This window comes from Enterobacter cloacae complex sp. SHL001 (assembly GCF_049236825.1).
Lineage (GTDB): Bacteria > Pseudomonadota > Gammaproteobacteria > Enterobacterales > Enterobacteriaceae > Enterobacter > Enterobacter hormaechei_C.
Genome location: NZ_JBMKIP010000004.1, coordinates 373,125 through 393,194, shown reverse-complemented (window position 1 = coordinate 393,194; position 20,070 = coordinate 373,125). Strand labels below are relative to the sequence as shown.

16 protein-coding genes and 1 pseudogene are annotated in these 20,070 nt (G+C 58.3%); 6 read left to right on the top strand and 11 right to left on the bottom strand.

The features are described from left to right. Positions 1 to 125 precede the first annotated feature (125 nt). Positions 126 to 1,073 carry a trehalose operon repressor TreR gene (gene treR, locus ACOTYH_RS13970; RefSeq protein ID WP_017383908.1) on the bottom strand — a complete coding sequence of 316 codons (948 nt, stop codon included), beginning with the start codon at positions 1,071 to 1,073 and terminating at the stop codon, positions 126 to 128. A gap of 386 nt (positions 1,074 to 1,459) precedes the next feature. On the opposite strand from treR, the gene mgtA reads away from it, so the two are divergent. Together mgtA and ACOTYH_RS13960 are read left to right on the top strand one after the other, a co-directional pair. Then, positions 1,460 to 4,168 carry a magnesium-translocating P-type ATPase gene (gene mgtA / locus ACOTYH_RS13965; RefSeq protein WP_086626230.1) on the top strand — a complete coding sequence of 903 codons (2,709 nt, stop codon included), beginning with the start codon at positions 1,460 to 1,462 and terminating at the stop codon, positions 4,166 to 4,168. 200 nt (positions 4,169 to 4,368) lie between these two features. Then, positions 4,369 to 6,753 (top strand): beta-N-acetylhexosaminidase, encoded by a 2,385-nt coding sequence (locus ACOTYH_RS13960; RefSeq protein WP_305870812.1) that lies wholly within the window; start codon positions 4,369 to 4,371, stop codon positions 6,751 to 6,753. An 85-nt stretch (positions 6,754 to 6,838) separates the two neighbouring features. Here ACOTYH_RS13960 and gbpA read toward each other — a convergent pair whose 3' ends face one another. The 5 genes from gbpA to ACOTYH_RS13935 all read right to left on the bottom strand — a co-directional run bounded on the left by gbpA (position 6,839) and on the right by ACOTYH_RS13935 (position 10,429). Then, on the bottom strand, positions 6,839 to 8,287 hold the full coding sequence (gbpA, locus tag ACOTYH_RS13955) for an N-acetylglucosamine-binding protein GbpA (protein ID WP_045907041.1): 1,449 nt from the start codon (positions 8,285 to 8,287) through the stop codon (positions 6,839 to 6,841). A gap of 136 nt (positions 8,288 to 8,423) precedes the next feature. Continuing rightward, positions 8,424 to 8,810, bottom strand: coding sequence for a 2-iminobutanoate/2-iminopropanoate deaminase (gene ridA, locus ACOTYH_RS13950; RefSeq protein ID WP_003863373.1), 387 nt, complete (start codon positions 8,808 to 8,810; stop codon positions 8,424 to 8,426). Positions 8,811 to 8,883: 73 nt separating this feature from the next. Then, positions 8,884 to 9,345, bottom strand: a complete 462-nt coding sequence (pyrI, locus tag ACOTYH_RS13945; protein ID WP_003863370.1) for an aspartate carbamoyltransferase regulatory subunit — start codon at positions 9,343 to 9,345, stop codon at positions 8,884 to 8,886. Positions 9,346 to 9,357: 12 nt separating this feature from the next. Further along, entirely contained in the window at positions 9,358 to 10,290 is a 933-nt protein-coding gene (gene pyrB / locus ACOTYH_RS13940; RefSeq protein WP_033487898.1) for an aspartate carbamoyltransferase, read from the bottom strand. A gap of 34 nt (positions 10,291 to 10,324) precedes the next feature. Further along, a complete protein-coding gene (locus tag ACOTYH_RS13935) occupies positions 10,325 to 10,429 on the bottom strand; it encodes a pyrBI operon leader peptide (protein ID WP_071524139.1) in 105 nt (34 codons plus the stop codon). Here ACOTYH_RS13935 and ACOTYH_RS13930 point away from each other — a divergent pair. After that, positions 10,409 to 10,526: pseudogene (locus tag ACOTYH_RS13930) on the top strand (hypothetical protein). The gene ACOTYH_RS13935 and the pseudogene ACOTYH_RS13930 sit on opposite strands and share 21 nt — an antisense overlap. A gap of 3 nt (positions 10,527 to 10,529) precedes the next feature. Here the strand turns inward: ACOTYH_RS13930 and ACOTYH_RS13925 are convergent. From ACOTYH_RS13925 to arcA, 5 genes are all read right to left on the bottom strand, one after another. Further along, complete coding sequence (locus ACOTYH_RS13925; protein WP_003863366.1) at positions 10,530 to 11,009, bottom strand: arginine repressor; 480 nt, start codon at positions 11,007 to 11,009, stop codon at positions 10,530 to 10,532. Between the two features lie 80 nt (positions 11,010 to 11,089). Next, on the bottom strand, positions 11,090 to 12,493 hold the full coding sequence (locus ACOTYH_RS13920; protein WP_003863365.1) for a YfcC family protein: 1,404 nt from the start codon (positions 12,491 to 12,493) through the stop codon (positions 11,090 to 11,092). 46 nt (positions 12,494 to 12,539) lie between these two features. Next, positions 12,540 to 13,544: an ornithine carbamoyltransferase gene (argF, locus tag ACOTYH_RS13915; protein WP_003863360.1), complete on the bottom strand. Its 1,005-nt coding sequence runs from the start codon at positions 13,542 to 13,544 to the stop codon at positions 12,540 to 12,542. Positions 13,545 to 13,663: 119 nt separating this feature from the next. Further along, entirely contained in the window at positions 13,664 to 14,575 is a 912-nt protein-coding gene (arcC, locus tag ACOTYH_RS13910) for a carbamate kinase (protein ID WP_017383904.1), read from the bottom strand. Positions 14,576 to 14,585: 10 nt separating this feature from the next. Then, positions 14,586 to 15,806, bottom strand: a complete 1,221-nt coding sequence (arcA, locus tag ACOTYH_RS13905) for an arginine deiminase (RefSeq protein ID WP_017383903.1) — start codon at positions 15,804 to 15,806, stop codon at positions 14,586 to 14,588. A 675-nt stretch (positions 15,807 to 16,481) separates the two neighbouring features. Between arcA and ACOTYH_RS13900 the strand changes: the two genes are divergently transcribed. The 3 genes from ACOTYH_RS13900 (at position 16,482) to yagF (ending at position 20,061) form a co-directional block, all read left to right on the top strand. Then, positions 16,482 to 16,934 (top strand): YhcH/YjgK/YiaL family protein, encoded by a 453-nt coding sequence (locus ACOTYH_RS13900; protein WP_015572526.1) that lies wholly within the window; start codon positions 16,482 to 16,484, stop codon positions 16,932 to 16,934. 236 nt (positions 16,935 to 17,170) lie between these two features. After that, positions 17,171 to 18,079, top strand: a complete 909-nt coding sequence (gene yagE, locus ACOTYH_RS13895) for a 2-keto-3-deoxygluconate aldolase (RefSeq protein WP_265188123.1) — start codon at positions 17,171 to 17,173, stop codon at positions 18,077 to 18,079. 14 nt (positions 18,080 to 18,093) lie between these two features. Beyond that, positions 18,094 to 20,061, top strand: coding sequence for a xylonate dehydratase YagF (gene yagF, locus ACOTYH_RS13890; protein ID WP_063413546.1), 1,968 nt, complete (start codon positions 18,094 to 18,096; stop codon positions 20,059 to 20,061). The last annotated feature ends 9 nt before the right edge of the window (positions 20,062 to 20,070 follow it).

Genomic DNA, 20,070 nt, shown 5'->3' with positions numbered 1-20,070 from the left:
TGAAACCTCATGACAGATGGTGATAGGGGTTATGACCTGCGCGCAAGCCTACTCCTTCAACGTGACGGCGAAAATGGGAACGTTCCCGAAATCGGGCGAAGATCACAATAATCTATTCAAAAGAATTATGAGAGATGGGCTGGAATAACGATCTGACGGGGCTCGGTTCGCCCGGTAATCTGCTCGATCAGCTGCGCGGCAGCCTGCCGGCCAGACTCGGCGTAACCCGGATCAACGCTGATAATCTCCGGGTGTAAGAACTTCATCAGCGGCGTGCTTCCCACGCTCGCTAATTGCAGTTCCCCGATGCGCTGCTCCTGCAAATATTTGCTCGCACCCAATGCAAGGGTATCCGTGGCGCATACCAGGGCGGTGGTTTGTGACGTCAGCACGCTGGCGACCTGTTCATATCCCTGTTTCATACCCAGACCGGGCAGCGCGGCCACGGCGGGAAGATTGTGTTTTTTACAAAACGCCAGGTACGCTTCATGGCGACGCTTGCCGGTGGTGATGTCAGCATGTGGCACGCCGAGATAGCTGATATGCCGATGGCCCTGTTCATACAGGCGCTGCATCAGGATCACGATCGCCCCTTCGTCATCGTAACAGACAGAGGCAAACCCGCTGGCGTCGCGCGCCAGCAGCACCAGTGACGGCTGCCAGGGTTTAAGCACGTCCTCTTTTAGGCCGGTAAATCCGAACAGCACCACCCCATCAATATTACGGCGCTGAAGCATGCCGAGATGCTCCTCCACCATTTGCGCGGAGAACTTGCTCTCCATCATGATCGGATCGTAGCCCTGCTCGTAGAACGCGGGCAGCATCGTCTGTACGGCGAGGTTTTCGGAGAGGGAATCCAGACGCGAGACAATAATGGCGACCACTTTATCGCTCTGCCCGCGCATGGCGCGCGCGGAGCGGGAAGGGGAAAAACCGTGCTGATTCATCACCGCCTCGACGCGCTCGCGTGTGCGCTCGCTGACACCGCTTTCGTTGTTCAGCACGCGTGAGACAGTCGATTTCCCCACGCCGCTTAAACGCGCGATATCTTTAATCGTAAGGCGGTTCTGCATGCTGTATTCCCTGTAACAACGATAAAATAATCAATTGAGCCTAATGCTATCCTGCGAATTCGCTATGGGCAAAGTCTGGTTTACGTTCGGTTTATTTGCAGGGCGTTATAATACCGCCCGATTAGTCACAAACGGTATGGATAAATCACTATACTGCGTGCCGATACCCAACTTTTTACTTACCGGAGGCCACATGGATCCCGATCCCACACCTCTCCTGACCAGGAGAAAACCTTCTTTCCGGTAAGCCAGCCTTTTGCTGTCTCACCGGCGTGAGGCAGCAACGTTCATACGTTCCTGCTTGATAAATTAAGTGCCTGACAGGTACGGCTTTGCCACGCCTGCGGGAAAACTGCGTCCGCCTTTGCGGATGCGGGGGAATGACTATGCTGAAGAATATCACCCGGCAGCTGCAAGCGCTGCTGAGCCGTCACCTGCCACATCGCCTGATTGCGCGCGATCCGCTGCCAAATGCCAACACCATGGCGGGAGCGGCAATCCCCGCTTCCCTGACCGAGCGCTGCCTGAACGTGGCGGCGATGGATGAAAACGAAGTCTGGCGCGCCTTTGGCGGCCACCCGGAAGGGCTGAACGCGCAAGAAGTGTCAAAAATCCGCGCGGAACATGGCGATAACCAGATCCCGGCGCAGAAACCCTCTCCCTGGTGGGTCCACCTGTGGCTCTGCTACCGCAATCCGTTCAACCTGCTGTTGACGGTGCTCGGGATTATCTCTTACGCCACTGAAGATCTGTTTGCCGCAGGCGTGATTGCCCTGATGGTGGGGATCTCCACGCTGCTGAACTTTATTCAGGAAGCGCGCTCCACCAAAGCGGCGGACGCCCTGAAAGCGATGGTCAGCAACACCGCCACCGTGTCGCGCGTGATTAACGACCTCGGCGAGAACGCCTGGATTGAGCTTCCCATTGACCAGCTGGTGCCGGGCGATCTGGTGAAGCTGGCGGCGGGGGACATGATCCCGGCGGATTTACGCGTCATCCAGGCGCGGGATCTGTTCGTCGCGCAGGCGTCACTCACCGGTGAGTCCCTGCCCGTAGAGAAGGTAGCGCGGACCCGCGATCCGCAGCAGATGAACCCGCTGGAGTGCGACACCCTGTGCTTTATGGGCACCACGGTGGTCAGCGGCACCGCGCAGGCGATTGTCACCGCCACCGGCGGCAATACCTGGTTTGGACAGCTTGCCGGACGCGTCAGCGAGCAGGAGAGCGAGCCGAATGCGTTCCAGAAAGGTATTGGCCGCGTCAGCATGCTGCTGATCCGCTTTATGATGGTCATGACGCCGATTGTCCTGCTGATCAACGGCTACACCAAAGGCGACTGGTGGGAAGCGGCGCTGTTCGCGCTCTCCGTGGCCGTTGGCTTAACGCCGGAAATGCTGCCGATGATTGTCACGTCCACGCTGGCGCGCGGGGCGGTCAAACTCTCTAAACAAAAGGTGATCGTTAAACACCTCGACGCCATCCAGAACTTTGGCGCGATGGACATCCTTTGCACCGATAAAACCGGCACCCTGACGCAGGACAAAATCGTGCTGGAGAACCACACCGACATCGCCGGAAAAACCAGCGAGCGCGTGCTCCACAGCGCCTGGCTGAACAGCCACTATCAGACCGGGCTGAAAAACCTGCTCGACGTGGCGGTGCTGGAAGGGGTGGACGAGGAGTCTGCCCGCACGCTCTCCGGTCGCTGGCAGAAGGTGGATGAAATCCCGTTCGACTTCGAGCGCCGCCGCATGTCGGTGGTGGTCAGCGAGCAGGCGGACGTACATCAGCTGATCTGCAAAGGGGCATTGCAGGAGATCCTGAATGTTTCCACGCAGGTGCGCCATAACGGCGAGATCGTGCCGCTGGATGAGACCATGCTGCGCCGCATCAAACGCGTCACCGATAACCTGAACCGTCAGGGGCTGCGCGTGGTGGCAGTAGCCAGCAAGTTCCTGCCTGCGCGGGAAGGTGACTACCAGCGTATCGATGAATCCGATTTGATCCTCGAAGGTTACATCGCATTCCTCGATCCGCCGAAAGAGACCACCGCGCCGGCGCTAAAAGCGCTGAAAGCGAGCGGTATCACCGTCAAAATCCTCACCGGCGACAGCGAGCTGGTGGCGGCCAAAGTGTGCCACGAAGTCGGCCTGGACGCGGGCGACGTCGTCGTGGGGAGCGACATTGAGCACCTGTCCGACGATGAGCTGGCCGAGCTTGCCCAACGCACCACGCTGTTTGCCCGCCTGACGCCGCTGCATAAAGAGCGCATCGTCACTCTGCTGCGTCGCGAAGGGCACGTAGTGGGCTTTATGGGCGACGGCATCAATGATGCGCCAGCCCTGCGTGCGGCGGATATCGGTATCTCCGTGGACGGCGCGGTGGATATTGCCCGTGAAGCGGCGGATATCATTCTGCTGGAAAAGAGCCTGATGGTGCTGGAAGAGGGCGTCATCGAAGGGCGTCGCACCTTCGCCAATATGCTCAAATACATCAAAATGACCGCCAGCTCCAACTTCGGCAACGTCTTCAGCGTGCTGGTGGCGAGCGCGTTTCTGCCGTTTCTGCCGATGCTGCCGCTGCACCTGCTGATCCAGAACCTGATGTACGATGTCTCTCAGGTGGCGATCCCGTTTGATAACGTGGACGACGAGCAGATCCAGAAGCCGCAGCGCTGGAACCCCGCCGATCTGGGGCGCTTTATGCTGTTCTTTGGGCCGATCAGCTCTATCTTCGACATTCTGACCTTCTGCCTGATGTGGTTTGTGTTCCATGCGAATACGCCAGAACACCAGACGCTGTTCCAGTCCGGCTGGTTCGTGGTGGGACTGCTGTCTCAGACGCTGATTGTGCACATGATCCGCACCCGTCGTATTCCGTTCATCCAGAGCCGTGCCGCGTGGCCGCTGATTGTGATGACGGGGATTGTGATGGCGCTCGGGATCGCGCTGCCGTTCTCGCCGCTGGCAAGCTACCTGCAACTTCAGGCGCTGCCGCTGAGCTACTTCCCGTGGCTGGTGGCGATCCTCGCGGGCTACATGGTGCTGACGCAGATGGTGAAAGGGTTCTATGCGCGCCGGTATGGATGGCAGTAACGGCAAGCCCGGTGGCGCTGCGCTTACCGGGCCTACGATCCGAACGTAGGTCGGGTAAGGCGAAGCCGCCACCCGGCAGCTGGCTTTCCTCCCAAATTCAACAACCTGTGATCTCCGTCGGCGCATTCGCTTGACGACAATTTGAGCGCATGTTAACAGAATGTTTTGCCTGTATTTGGCCCGTCAGATAAGGAACATTCATGTTACGGTACAGCCTCTTAACCGCCGGGCTCATGCTCGGCGCCTCCGCCTTTGCCGCCCCGGCAGGTGACCTTCCCTTAATGCCCTGGCCTGCGAAGGTTGAACGTCCGACCACTCAGGGCGCGCTGGTGCTTAACAATCAACTCTCTGTGAGCGTCAGCGGCGACGATCTGGGGGATGCGGTCAACCGCCTGCGCCAGCGCATTGCGCTGCAAACCGGCTGGACGCTACAGCCGCAGGCCGAAAAACCTGACAAGCCGACCATCCGCATCGCCATCGCCAAAAAGGTGAAGCCGCAGCCGCTGCCGGACAGCGATGAGAGCTATAAACTCACGGTGGACGCCAACGGCGTAAATATCTCTGCCAACACCCGCTTCGGCGCGCTGCGCGCCATGGAAACCTTGCTTCAGCTGATGCAGAACGGCGCCGAAAACACCTCGATCCCGTGGGTGACCATTGAAGATTCGCCGCGCTTCCCGTGGCGCGGGCTGCTGCTCGATTCGGCGCGCCACTTCCTCCCGATTCAGGATATTAAACGCCAGATCGACGGCATGGCCGCGGCAAAGCTCAACGTCCTGCACTGGCATTTGACGGACGATCAGGGCTGGCGCTTTACCTCGAAGCGTTATCCAAAATTAACCCAGCTTGCCAGCGATGGGCTGTTCTACACCCCGGAGCAGATGCGCGAGATTGTGCGTTACGCTACCGAGCGCGGCATACGCGTGGTGCCGGAAATTGATATGCCGGGCCACGCCTCGGCGATTGCCGTCGCCTACCCGGAGCTGATGAGCGCGCCGGGGCCTTACGCCATGGAGCGCCACTGGGGCGTGCTGAAGCCGGTGCTGGATCCAACCAAAGAGGCAACTTATACCTTTGCCGACGCGATGGTCAGCGAACTGGCGGCGATCTTCCCGGATCCGTATCTGCATATTGGCGGCGATGAGGTTGACGACAGCCAGTGGAAAGCGAACGCTGCGATCCAGACGTTTATGCGCGACAACAAACTGGCGGACAGCCACGCGTTGCAGGCGTATTTCAACCGCAAGCTGGAGACGATCCTTGAGAAGCACCACCGGCAGATGGTTGGCTGGGATGAGATCTACCATCCCGATCTGCCGAAAAGCATTCTGATCCAGTCCTGGCAGGGACAGGACGCGCTGGGGCTGGTGGCGCAGAACGGTTATAAGGGCATTCTCTCAACCGGTTTCTACCTCGATCAGCCGCAATCCACCGCCTACCACTACCGCAATGAAATTGTGCCGCAGGGGCTGAACGGCGTGGATGTGATAGCGGACACCGACAGCGTCCAGAGCTGGGCTTTCTCCATGCCGCGTCTAAAAGGCAAGCCGGTGGAAGGCAGCTTTACGCTGGTGAAAGGCGATGCCGGGTGGCGTGGATTTATTGATTTTGCCGGGAAATCGCGTCGGGCGGTGGATAACATTCAGTGGCGGGACGACAACCAGGTAACGTTTACCGTTGATACCTGGATGGGTGAAACGCGTCCGGTCGTTTCTGTTGAGAACGATAAGCTCAGCGGCTATTTCCTGGTGGGTAACGCCCGCTACCCGATCGACGGCACGCGTCTGGACGCGGTGCCAAAAGGCATACCGCCGGTGGTGCCGGACCCGGCGAACGAGGCTAATCTGCTCGGCGGTGAAGCCGCGCTGTGGGCGGAAAACGTGGTCGCGCCGGTGCTGGATATCCGTCTGTGGCCGCGCGCCTTTGCGGTGGCGGAGCGGCTATGGTCGGCAAAGGACGTCAACGACATCGACAACATGTATACCCGGCTCCAGGCGATGGACAGTTGGTCCACGGTGTCGGCTGGACTACAGCAGCATACCCAGCAGCAGGTGCAGTTCACGCGCCTCGCCAACAATGCGGATACCCTTCCGCTGCAAATTCTCGCCCAGGCGCTTGAACCGGCGCAGTATTACACCCGCCAGCATCTTAAGTTCCAGGCCGGAAACTATCATCAGTTTGAGCCGCTCAACCGGCTCGCTGACGCGCTAAACGCGGAAAGTGCGACCGTGCGTCAGATGAATAAATGGGCGGACCGTCTGGTGAGCGACGCGGAAGACACGGAAAGCGCCGACGCGCTGCGCCACGTCTTTAACCGCTGGCAGAACAACACCAGCGATGCGCTGGCCTTGAGTGAAAACAGCTATCAGCTGAAGGCCATTAAGCCGGTGATCCAGGAGGTGGATAAACTGGCCTCGATTGGCCTGAGGCTGACGGATCTGGTGGCGCGTCAGGGCACGCTGGACGACAACGAGATCGCGTCGATCCAGAGCGAACTGGATAACGCGGCGACGATCCAGGACGAGGTGGTGATTGCGGCGGTGTACCCGCTGGAGACGCTGCTTAGGGCGACGCGGAATCAGTAACAAATGCGCCCGGTGGCGCTACGCTTACCGGGCCTACGTGACGTGTAGGCCCGGCAAACGAAGTGCCGCCGGGCGTGAAGGCAACTCAGTTCTTCAGCACCCACGCCTCTTTCCAGTGCGCGCCCACGCCTGGCTCAAACTGGGTCGCGTATTTGCTCCACTGCACGCAGTAGCCGCTATACGGGAACGGTTTACACTCGTAGGTCTTACCGTTTTTAGGCTGTAACACCACGGTGCCCGCTTTGTAGGAGGCAATGCTGTCCGGGAAGATAAAGTCATGCGGGCCGCTGCTGTCCGCCGCGTCGCTTTCCAGCATCAGGTTTAGCACGTCCTGCGCGAACAGGGTGCCGTCTTTGTTGGTGGCGTAGTATTTCAGCATATGGTGGCCCGCTGTGACGTCAGTCAGCGTCATGGTCACGTTTTGATTGACGTTATTCATATCCTGCTTCAGGTAACCTTTTTCGGCACCGTGGTGGTTCATCACGTGCGCTTCAAAATTAACGTCACCCTGCGTGTTCACATGGAAGGTCACAATCACATTGCCATGTTCGATTTTGCTGTATTGCAGATCGGAAACGGCGATGGTCTCGCTCGCCTGCGCTTTTTGCTCTTCATAAGAGATGGCAACGGATCTCAGCGTGCTGCCGTCTTTCACGAATACGCTGTTGGCGCCGTGAATCGGGCTGATTTCACCGGCTTCATCTTTCACACCGACGCGGACATCGCTATGAGTGGTGTTGATCTTCTGCGCCAGATCGTAGGACCACTGGTTAGCGTCGCCTTGTTCTGAAGAGCCGATGGTCATTTCAGTACGCAGGGCGGCAACTTCCCCGTTGGCGTCGAAGAAGCGTGCAATCACTTTATCGCCCACGTTCAGGTTATTCCCGGCAATCTGTCCGCTCAGGGTTTTACTCCACTGGGATATTACCGCTGGGGTATCGTCCGGCGTGACGTTGCCGCCGTTACCGAAATCAACGTCAATGGCCTGATAGAAACTGTTTGCGGTATCCGCAATTTCCCACACGCCATAAATAACCTGGTAGCCCGTACGTTCCGGGACATTACAGGTCATGGATTTTGTCATGGACGGTGCCTGACCATTCCCGTTAATAGTACAGAACGGCGTTAATTCGAACTGGTCACGGGTCAGCGGTTTATTGGGGTCCCAGTTTTGTTTGGTAATGTAATAACGCCAGTTGGTGGTTTTATGCGGCGCGGTATGGTGCCAGACAAATTCATGCGGGCCTGCCGTCATGGGGCTTTTGGTCCAGGCGTTCAGGCTCTGCTTATCAAGCTGGGAGTAGCTGGCAATACCGGCGCTGGCAAGCTGGCCGTCAGGCGGCATTGCGCCCGTCGGGAAGCCGGAGGTCTTTTCTACACTCTGCGGTTCATATTGTACAGAGCCACAGTCAATATTCTGGCCGAGCTTACACATATAAGCGCGGCTGGCGGGGGATTCTATATATCCGTGTGCAAGTGCGGAAGACGCAACCGCTAATGTGGCAACGGCCAGCGCGATCTTAGAGAGTTTCATTCTTCATCCATTAATTAGAATATAACAAGGCAGCGTCAGTCTATTAATGGAGTGGGGATGCGTCATTGCCTGGAGAGAGTAAAAATGGTCGCAATAAAAAAGGCAGCCTGAGCTGCCTTCTCTTTATTGAAATAAATTAGCGACGTACGGCAATCGCTTCGATTTCAATTTTTACGTCTTTTGGCAGACGCGCCACTTCCACACAGGAGCGCGCCGGGAAGGTGGCGTTGTGCTCGGTGAAGAACGCTTCATAAGTGGCGTTAACGGTGGCGAAATCGTTCAGATCTTTCACGAACACGGTGGTTTTGACGATATCGCCCACTTTCAGACCGGCAGATTCGACGATCGCCTGCACGTTTTCCAGCGACTGACGCGCCTGCGCCGCTACGTCGGCTGGCACTTCACCGGTTTTTGGGTTCACCGGGATCTGACCAGAAGTGATGATCATGCTGCCCAGATCAACGCCCTGAACGTATGGGCCGATAGCCGCTGGTGCATTTTCCGTCGCGAGTACTTTGCTCATTTTTTCTCCAGAATTACAGCGTTAAGAATGTTCCCGGCCATTATAACAGCCGGGATTTCATTACCAACCTCAATTAGTTGGCCAGCACCACATAATGAGAAAACTCTTTTTCGCAGTATTTGCATTTGAGTGCAATGTCATTGGCGCGTTTTTTCACTGCGAAACTGGAGGAAACCGGCTCAGCATGACTGATGCAGTTGCTGTTCGGGCAGACCAGCACGCTTTCGATGCGATCCGGCAGGCTTGGGCGGGATTTGCCCACCACGTCGTAATCGTCGATGCGGTTAACCGTGGCGTCCGGCGCGTACAGAGACAGCTGGTTGACCTGCTCGTCGGTCAGGAAAGTGTTCTCGATCTTGATCAGGTCTTTACGGCCCATTTCGCCCGACGGCAGGTTCAGGCCGATGGTGATGCGCTGGTCGGTTTCAGTCAGTTTGAACAGCGTCAGCAGCTTAAAGCCCACCTGCGCAGGGATGTGGTCAATCACGGTGCCACGCTTGATGGCTTCAACCTGGAGTTTGTTATCGTGTGTCATGGTCGTCTCCCCTTACAGAGCTAATTCGCGATTCAGAACCAGTGCCAGTAACGCCTGGCGGGCGAAGATGCCGTTTCCGGCCTGCTGGAAATACCAGGCGTGCGGCGTTTTATCCACGTCTGTGGTGATCTCATCGATGCGCGGCAGCGGGTGCAGCACCTTCATGTTGTCGCGCGCGCCCTCGAGGTCGCTGGCGCGCAGTACGAACTGCGCCTTCACGTTGGCGTACTCGGATGGGTCAAGACGCTCTTTCTGCACGCGGGTCATGTAGAGAATATCCACGTTGCCCATCACCTCTTCGATGCTGGCGTGCAGGCTCCACGCGATGCCTTTTTCGTCCAGCATATCGAGAATGTACTGCGGCATCGCCAGCGCGTCCGGCGCGATGAAGAAGAAGCGGTTGCCGTTAAATTTCGCCAGCGCCTGGGTCAGGGAGTGGACGGTGCGGCCATATTTCAGGTCGCCGACCATGGCGATGTTCAGGTTCTCAAGCGTGCCCTGCGTCTCCCGAATGGTGAACAGATCCAGCAGGGTCTGCGTCGGGTGCTGGTTGGCACCGTCACCGGCGTTCAGCACCGGAATGCCGCCGGAAAACTCGGTCGCCAGACGCGCCGCGCCCTCCTGCGGGTGGCGCATCACAATCGCGTCCACGTAGGTGCTGATGACTGAAATGGTATCCGCCAGGGTCTCGCCTTTTTTGCCCAGCGACGTGTTGCTGCTGTCCGAGAAGCCCACCACGCTCGCGCCCAGGCGGTGCATGGAGGTTTCGAAGGAGAGACGCGTGCGGGTGGAGGCTTCGAAGAAGCAGCTCGCAATCACCTTGTGCTTCAGCAGCTCCGGTTGCGGATTGGCCTTCAGTTTTGCCGCGGTTTCCAGAACCAGTTCCAGCTCTTCGCGGCTGAGGTCGTTTATGGAAATGATGTGTTTTTGATAAAGCGGATTCATGTTTATCTCCTGACGCCGGGCAAAAAAAAGCCCCTCAAATGAGGGGCTCTGGGAATAGGTTTAGCAACGGGAAGAAAAACGGCAGGCCAGCGTCTGATTTCAGACGCGGTAAGACGATATGTCGTACACGCTTGACCATGCTTCCTCCCGGCAAATTGTCGGGCATTATACGCAGCTCGCTTTTGGGATCAAGCGATTTAATGCACGCTTTACTCAATGCAAACGGTTCTTTATGAATATTAATGCGTTCTGAGTAAATAATTAATTTGCTTATGCACCAGCGCGGTGCGCTTCACCACGCGGGGCGCGACCCAGACAATACTGCTTCCGGCCACCACGCCTAAAATTTCCGGTAACTGGTGATAATCCAGAATACGCGCCACCGCGCGGCCATATCCGGCGACGGTATGGATAAGGATAAATTCGCTGTTGTGCTCCACGCTCACCACCATTTCAGAGACGGTACGCGCCGCGTCGGGGGCCGGGCGCAGCTGGGGATTCAGCGAATAAATCTTTAGCCCTTTGGCATTGCGAATTTTTATGACACCGAGCAACTTGAGCAGACGTGAAACGGTGGACTGGCTGATGGTCTCAAAACCCCGCTCCTGTAAGTCGCGGCGGATCTCCTCCTGGGAGAGATAGCTCTTTTCCGCGATCAGACGCTGGCAGACCGTTAGCTGTAGTTGCTCTTTGGGAGAGTACTCTTCGTAATCCATCATAGTTCCCATATCAGTTCCCGAAATAACCGGTGGCACCGCACCGATCCGTAGGCCGGATAAGCGCAGCGCCATCCGGCAAATTACAACAGGGCGCCCAGGCTTAACGCCACCATAATCACCACCGTTAAAATCCCCAGCAGCGGCGCGACCCATTTCAGATAGCGCACGTAGGGCACGCGGGCGATAGCCAGCCCGCCCATCACGACGGCAGAGGTGGGAGTGATCAGGTTAACGATGCCGGACGCCGACTGGTAAGCCGTAACCACCAGGTCGCGGTTGACGTTAGCGAAATCGGCAAGGGGCGCCATGATCGGCATCGTCAGAACGGCCAGGCCGGATGAAGAAGGCACAAGAAACGACAGCACCACTTCCAGCCAGTACATCACGTTGATGAACGCCACCGTCGACAATCCGGTGACCATTCCCTCGGCGCTGTGCAAAATGGTGTGGGTAATCATGCCCTTATCCATGATCACTACGATACCGCGCGCGATGCCGATAATCAGCGCGACGCCCAGCAAATCTCGCGCGCCGTTGATAAAGGTTGAGGTCAGCTCCTCTTCGCTCATGCGGGCGATCAGCCCGACGATAATCGCGCTGGCGAGGAACACCGCCGAGATCTCCGCCATCCACCAGCCCAGCACCGCCACGCCGTAGATCATCACCGCGAAGGCGAGGGCGAAGATCACCAGGATGAGTTTGCGCACCGGGGTAAACTCCAGCGACTGCTCGCCCTTGTTGCCGAGGAAGTGGGCGCGGTTCTCTTCCTGCTTATCCGCCACGATCGACAGCGACGGATCCTTGCGCACCTTGCGGGCATAGCGCATTACCCACGCCACGCAGATGATCCAGCCGATCACCAGCAGCGCGATGCGCAACATGATGCCGTTGGTGAAGGGGATCCCGGCGGCGTTGGCGGCGATCACCGTGGCGAACGGGTTGATGGTGGAGCCGAGGGTGCCGATCCCCGCGCCGAGCAGCACGGTGGACGCAGCAACCACCGGATCGAACCGCGCCGCCAGCATCACCGGCACCAGTAAGGTATAGAAGGGCAGCGACTCTTCTGCCATGCCGTAAATCGTGCCGCCTGCGGCAAACAGCGCCATCAGAATCGGGATCATCCACTCTTCGCGGCCGCGTAGTCGGGTAGTGACGCGCTCGATCCCGGCGTCTATCGCCCCGGTTTTAGTGACGATCCCGAGGAATCCCCCGATGATAAGGATAAACAGCGCCACGTCGATGGCCCCGGCCTGGCCGGATTCTGGATCGTACAGCCCGGCAATCGGCGCCATCAGCACCGAAACCAGCCCCTGCGGGTGCGCTGCCACGTGCGCGTAGGTGCCAGCAACCGGCACTTCTTTACCGAGCGCCTCGTTCATTGCCATATGGTACTGCCCGGCCGGAACAATCCACGTCAGCACGGCAACCACGGCAATCAGAAAAAAGAGAATGGTGTAAGCGGAGGGAAACTTGAACTTGCCCATGATGTTCTCCTGAACCCGGCGCACCCCGCGGCGCGCCGGGCGGTGATTAGTCGCCGAGTGTCGCCACCATGACCGCTTTAATGGTGTGCATGCGGTTCTCTGCTTCGTCGAAGACGATGGAGTTCGGTGATTCGAAGACCTCTTCCGTCACTTCCAGCCCCTTCAGGCCGTACGCCATTTCGATTTCGCGGCCCACTTTGGTGTGCTCGTTGTGGAATGCCGGCAGGCAGTGCATGAATTTGACGTTCGGGTTACCGGTGGCCTTCATCACGTCCGCGTTGATCTGATACGGCTTCATCAGGCTAACGCGCTCGGCCCAGGCTTCCTTCGGCTCACCCATGGAGACCCACACGTCGGTGTAGAGGAAATCGGTGCCCTGCACGCCTTCCTCCACGTCGTCGGTGAGGGTGATGCGCGCGCCGGTCTCTTTGGCGATGGCGCGGCACTGCTCAACCAGGCCCGCCTCCGGCCAGAAGGATTTCGGTGCCACAAGGCGGATATCCATCCCCATTTTGGCCGCGCCGACCATCAGGGAGTTGCCCATGTTGTTCCGCGCATCGCCCAGGTAAGCAAAGCTCAGCTCCGGCAGGGTTTTGCCCGGAGAGTGCTCCAGCATGGTCATCAGATCGGCGAGAATTTGGGTGGGGTGGAACTCGTCGGTCAGGCCGTTCCACACCGGCACGCCCGCGTACTCGCCCAGCTCTTCAACGATGGCCTGGCCGTAGCCGCGATACTCGATGCCGTCATACATGCGGCCCAGCACGCGCGCGGTGTCCTTCATCGACTCTTTGTGGCCGATCTGCGATCCGCTTGGGCCGAGGTAGGTGACCTGCGCGCCCTGGTCGAACGCACCCACTTCGAAGGCGCAGCGGGTGCGGGTGGAGGTTTTTTCAAAGATCAGGGCGATGTTTTTCCCGACCAGGGTTTGTTTTTCGCGTCCGGCTTTTTTGGCGGCCTTCAGCTCGATGGCGAGATCGATCAGGTACTGGATCTCCGCCGGGGTGTAGTCCAGCAGTTTCAGGAAGTTGCGGTTTTTCAGGTTAATGGTCATGGGGAAATCCTTTTTAAAATTTAGCTGTCTGATGCCCTCACCCCGGCCCTCTCCCACAGGGAGAGGGGGCGTACATTCCCTCTCCCTTTGGGAGAGGGTTAGGGTGAGGGGAAAACGACTCAGTTACGAATCAACGTGCCTTTCTCGCCCGCCAGGATCTCCGCGCCGTCATTCAGCGCGCCGATCCCGGCAATGCCGTTGCAGGCCTCAACAAACTCGCGGCAGGCGGCCACTTTCGGCCCCATCGATCCGGCGTCGAACTGCATGCCTCTGAGCAGCTCCGGCGTCACCTGCGCCAGCGGGCGCTGGGTTGGCTTGCCCCAGTCGAGGTACACCGCGTCGGCATCGGTGAGGATCAGCAGGGCATCGGCCTCGATCTGGCGCGCTAGCAGGGCGGCGGAGAGGTCTTTGTCGATCACCGCCTCAATGCCGCGATAGCCGTTGGCGTTTTCCACCACCGGCACGCCGCCGCCGCCGTTGCAGATCACCAGGTGGTCGCGCTGAATCAGCGCCGTGATGGCGTCGCTCTCGACGATGCGCTTCGGCTGCGGCGACGGCACCACGCGGCGGAAGTAGCTGCCGTCGGCCTTAAACACCCAGCCTTTTTCCGCGGCCAGCGCTTTAGCCTGGGCTTCGCTGTAGACCGGGCCGATGTACTTGGTCGGGTTGCTGAACGCCGGGTCGGCGGCGTCCACTTCCACCTGCGTGAGCAGGACACTGACCTCGCGCTGGGGCAGATTGTTTTTCAGCGCCTGCTGGAGCATGTAGCCGATCATTCCCTGGCTTTCGGCGCCAAGAACGTCCAGCGGGTAGGGAGTGACTTTGTCGTAGGCGCTGTTTTGCAGCGCCAGCAGTCCGACCTGCGGGCCGTTGCCGTGCACCAGCACCACGCGCCACTGTTCCGTTAAGCCGGCGATGGTGCGGGCGGCCTGCTCGATGTTCTGACGCTGGATCTCCGCTTCCAGCGGCTCGCCGCGCTTGAGCAGCGCGTTGCCGCCAAGGGCCACAACCAGAGTGGGTTTTCGTTCCATGATGGCTCCTTTAAATTCCGTCGCGTTCCAGTGGGCAGCTCATGCAGCGCGCGCCGCCGCGACCGCGTCCCAGCTCGTCGCCCGGGATCGGCAGCACGGTGATGCCTGCTTTGTCGTATTTCTCGTTGGTCCAGACGTTGCGCTCGTAGCCGATCACCACGCCCGGGCGGAGGGTCAGGACGTTGTTAGCGTCGTTCCACTGCTCGCGTTCGGCTTCAAAGGCGTCGCCGCCGGTGGTGATCAGGCGGACGTGGTTAATGCCGAGGGCTTTCTCGATGGCGTGCAGCAGGTCGGTTTCCTGAGTGCGCAGCAGGCCGCCGCGTCCGTCCGGGGTGAGCGTCCAGCACTGGGCGTCCTTGCGCACCACTTCCGGGTAAACGGAGAAGGTGTCCACATCGATGTGGGTCATCACGGTGTCGAGGTGCATGCAGGAGCGGTGTTTCGGCAGCTCAACGGCAATCACGCGCTCGGCCTGGCGATGTTTAAACAGGCTGTTGGCGAGGAACTCCACGCCCTGCGGCGTCGTGCGCTCGGACATGCCGATCAGTACCGCCCCGCGACCAATCACTAATACGTCGCCGCCTTCTAATGTGGCGTGGTCGTAATTAATATTCTCGTCGCCGAAATACTTAATAAACTCGCCGTCGGCAAATGCGGGGTGCCAGCGATATATTGCCCGCAGGTTATTGGTTTCACGCTGGCGGGCGGGTTTCGCCATCGGATTAATGGAGACGCCGTTATATATCCAGCAGGAGGTATCGCGGGTAAATAAGTGGTTCGGCAGCGGCTTCATAATAAAATCATTCGCCGTGTGGGTATCGACCACCATATTTTTAATGGCCGCCGGAATTTCACCGTAGGTTAATCCGCCGCTTAATCTGCGCGCCAGTTCGCGGTGCGGCATATCCGCCAGCCAGCCGCGCACGTCGGCGGCAAAGGTTGGTCCCAGGCGATAGTCGGAGATTTGTGTTTCAAGAAGCCAGGCTTTTGCTTCAGCAATATCAAGCGTTTGCGTAAGAAGGTCGGTCAACAGCAGGACTTCCACACCCTGCTCGCGCAGCGTGTTTGCGAAGATGTCATGCTCTTCACCCGCCCGTTCAACCGAGAGCACGTCATCAAATAGCAGCTCCTGACAGTTTGAGGGGGTTAACCGTTTCAGACTTAAATTAGGACGGTGCAGCATAACGCTACGCAATTGACCAATTTCAGAACCGACGTAATGCTTTTCCATAATTATTCCTTTAACTTTTTTTCAGAATAAAAAGGGCATGCGCCATGTGATGTGTTTAATTTCATGGCGGCTAAGCTCAATTGATTTCGTGATTTATAGTAGGCGCTTAAATAATGGTTATTGTGACATTGCTCACGCGAAAACCGATATTGAGCAGTTTATTTTCAATTGCATGATTCGTATCAGATAATGATTAATTTCATATTATTAAGGGATGAATAGCTAAGCAGGAACGGGTGGCAATATTTGAAGTTGTTATTATTTTGTAGAATCACACGCTTTGAAATATTTAGTTATGTTGTTGATTTTAATGGATAAAATGTTGTCACGGGAATAGCTATGCAATAATGACAGTTAACTATTTTTCACTTAAGAGAAATCAATAAATAATTATGGATTTTTAAAGGAAATAACCAAAGTGGTAAAGTGTGATACACCAACAGGTTTTGTGAGTTATGTTTTAAATTCAGTGAGTTAGATCCTGTGTGCAAAGTGCATGAAATGAGGTTATGCATAACCACTGCATAAATGCCTGTGTGCAATTAACAGTGGATTAACACATTTCCCGATAAACATGCGCTGACGCAAATCTTGTCAAAAAAGGGCTGGTATGGAAGAGGCAATTCTCGTATAAAACATAAAAATGAAACAATGTTTTAATCTGAGGGTTGTATCATGATTATTGGCAATATTCATCATCTCCAGTCCTGGCTGCCAGAAGAGCTGCGCCAGGCCATTGAGCACGTTAAGGCCCACGTCACCGACGCAACGCCGACCGGTAAGCACGACATCAATGGCAACAGCCTGTTTTATCTGGTTTCGGAGGACATGACCCAGCCGTTCGCCGAGCGTCGCGCTGAATACCATGCACGCTATCTGGATATTCAGATTGTGCTAAAAGGTCAGGAAGGGATGACCTTCAGTACCCTGCCGCACGGTACGCCGGACACCGACTGGCTGGCGGACAAAGACATCGCGTTCCTGCCGGAAGGCGAGCAGGAGAAAACCGTGGTGCTGAGCGAAGGGGATTTTGTAGTGTTCTGGCCGGGCGAAGTGCATAAGCCGCTGTGCGCGGCGGGAGCGCCGGCGCAGGTGCGTAAGGTTGTGGTGAAGATGCTGGTAGAGTAACCCCTCACCCCGGCCCTCTCCCAAGGGGAGAGGGTGTAAAAGTTCCCTCTCCCCTTGGGAGAGGGTTAGGGTGAGGGAACCAGACCGCACCCACGCATAATGTGATCCAGCTTAAACTTCCCGCACTCCCTCCTCATCTCCCATTTACCTGCGCTTTTTCTGCGTCATAGTATGATCGTTAAATTAATGAACGCTGTTCTATAATGTAGAACAAAATGATTCAGCAAGGAGATCTCATGCCGCAGTCCGCGTTGTTCACGGGTATCATTCCCCCTGTCTCCACCATTTTTACCGCCGATGGCCAGCTCGATAAACCGGGTACCGCCGCGCTGATCGACGATCTGATTGCTGCGGGCGTCGACGGCCTGTTCTTCCTGGGCAGCGGCGGCGAGTTCTCCCAGCTCAGCGCCGAAGAGCGTAAAACCATTGCCCGGTTTGCGATCGATCATGTCGATCGTCGTGTGCCGGTCCTGATCGGCACCGGCGGCACCAACGCCCGGGAAACCATTGAGCTGAGCCAGCACGCGCAGCAGGCGGGCGCGGACGGCATCGTGGTGATCAACCCTTACTACTGGAAAGTGTCGGAAGCGAATCTGATCCGCTACTTCGAGCAGGTGGTCGACAGCGTCACGCTGCCGGTGATGCTCTATAACTTCCCGGCGCTGACCGGGCAGGATCTGACCCCGGCACTGGTGAAAACCCTCGCCGACTCGCGCAGTAACATCGTCGGCATCAAAGACACCATCGATTCCGTCGCCCACCTGCGCAGCATGATCCACACCGTTAAAGGCGCCCATCCTCATTTCACGGTGCTGTGCGGCTACGACGATCATCTGTTTAATACCCTGCTGCTCGGCGGCGACGGGGCGATCTCGGCCAGCGGCAACTTTGCCCCACAGGTGTCGGTAAATCTTCTGAAAGCCTGGCGGGATAACGACGTGGCGAAAGCGGCTGAGTATCATCAGACCCTGCTGCAAATCCCGCAGATGTATCAGCTGGATACGCCGTTTGTGAACGTCATTAAAGAGGCGATCGTGCTCTGCGGTCGTCCTATTTCTACGCACGTCCTGCCGCCAGCCTCGCCGCTGGACGAGCCGCGCAAGGCGCAGCTGAAAACCCTGTTACAACAGCTCAAGCTCTGCTGAGCCGGACGATAACGATGACCATTGAGAAAATTTTCACCCCACAGGACGATGCGTTTTATGCGGTGATCACCCACGCGGCGGGGCCGCAGGGCACGCTGCCGCTGACACCGCAGATGCTGATGGAATCCCCCAGCGGCAACCTGTTCGGTATGACGCAGAACGCCGGGATGGGCTGGGATGCCAACAAGCTCACCGGCAAAGAGGTGCTGATCATCGGCACCCAGGGCGGCATCCGCGCCGGAGACGGACGCCCGGTCGCGCTGGGCTACCACACCGGGCACTGGGAGATCGGCATGCAGATGCAGGCGGCGGCGAAGGAGATCACCCGCAACGGCGGGATCCCGTTCGCCGCCTTCGTCAGCGATCCGTGCGACGGTCGCTCGCAGGGCACGCACGGCATGTTCGACTCCCTGCCGTACCGCAACGACGCGGCGATCGTGTTTCGCCGCCTGATCCGCTCCCTGCCGACGCGCCGGGCGGTGATCGGCGTGGCGACCTGTGATAAAGGGCTGCCCGCCACCATGATTGCGCTGGCTTCCATGCACGATCTGCCGACCATTCTGGTGCCGGGCGGGGCGACGCTGCCGCCCACCGTGGGAGAAGATGCGGGCAAAGTGCAGACCATCGGCGCGCGCTTCGCCAACCATGAGCTCTCCTTGCAGGAGGCCGCCGAGCTGGGCTGTCGCGCCTGCGCCTCGCCGGGCGGCGGGTGTCAGTTCCTCGGCACGGCGGGCACCTCGCAGGTGGTGGCGGAAGCGCTGGGTCTGGCGCTGCCGCACTCTGCACTGGCGCCGTCCGGGCAGGCGGTGTGGCTGGAGATCGCCCGCCAGTCGGCGCGCGCGGTCAGTGAACTGGATAACCGCGGCATCACCACGCGCGATATCCTCACCGACAAAGCCATCGAAAACGCGATGGTGATCCACGCGGCGTTCGGCGGCTCCACCAATTTACTGCTGCATATTCCGGCCATCGCCCACGCAGCGGGCTGCACTATTCCGGACGTTGAGCACTGGACGCGCGTCAACCGCAAGGTGCCGCGCCTGGTGAGCGTGCTGCCCAACGGCCCGGACTATCACCCGACCGTGCGCGCCTTCCTCGCGGGCGGCGTGCCGGAGGTGATGCTCCACCTGCGCGATCTCGGGCTGTTGCATCTGGACGCCATGACCGTCACTGGCCAGACAGTGGGCGAGAACCTCGACTGGTGGCAGAGCTCGGAGCGCCGTAAGCGCTTCCGCCAGTGCCTGCGCGAGCAGGACGGCGTGGAGCCGGATGACGTGATCCTGCCGCCGGAGAAGGCAAAAGCGAAAGGGCTGACCTCGACGGTCTGCTTCCCGACGGGCAACATCGCGCCGGAAGGATCGGTGATCAAGGCCACGGCGATCGACCCGTCGGTGGTGGGTGAAGATGGAGTTTACCGCCACACTGGCCGGGTGCGGGTGTTTGTCTCGGAGGCGCAGGCAATCAGGGCCATCAAGCGGGAAGAGATTGCGCAGGGCGATATCATGGTGGTGATCGGCGGTGGCCCGTCCGGCACCGGCATGGAAGAGACCTACCAGCTCACCTCCGCGCTGAAGCATATCTCGTGGGGCAAGACGGTGTCGTTAATCACCGATGCGCGCTTCTCGGGCGTGTCGACGGGGGCCTGCTTCGGCCACGTATCGCCGGAGGCGCTGGCGGGAGGGCCGATTGGTAAGCTGCGCGATAACGACATCATTGAGATTGCCGTGGACCGCCTGACTCTGACCGGTAGCGTGAACTTCATCGGTACCGCGGACAACCCGCTGACGCCGGAAGAGGGGGCGCGCGAGCTGGCAGTAAGGCAGACGCACCCGGACCTGCACGCTCACGACTTTTTGCCGGACGATACCCGGCTGTGGGCGGCATTACAGTCCGTGAGCGGCGGCACCTGGAAAGGCTGTATTTATGACACCGATAAAATCATTGAGGTAATTAACGCCGGTAAAAAAGCACTCGGCCTTTAATTATTTTTT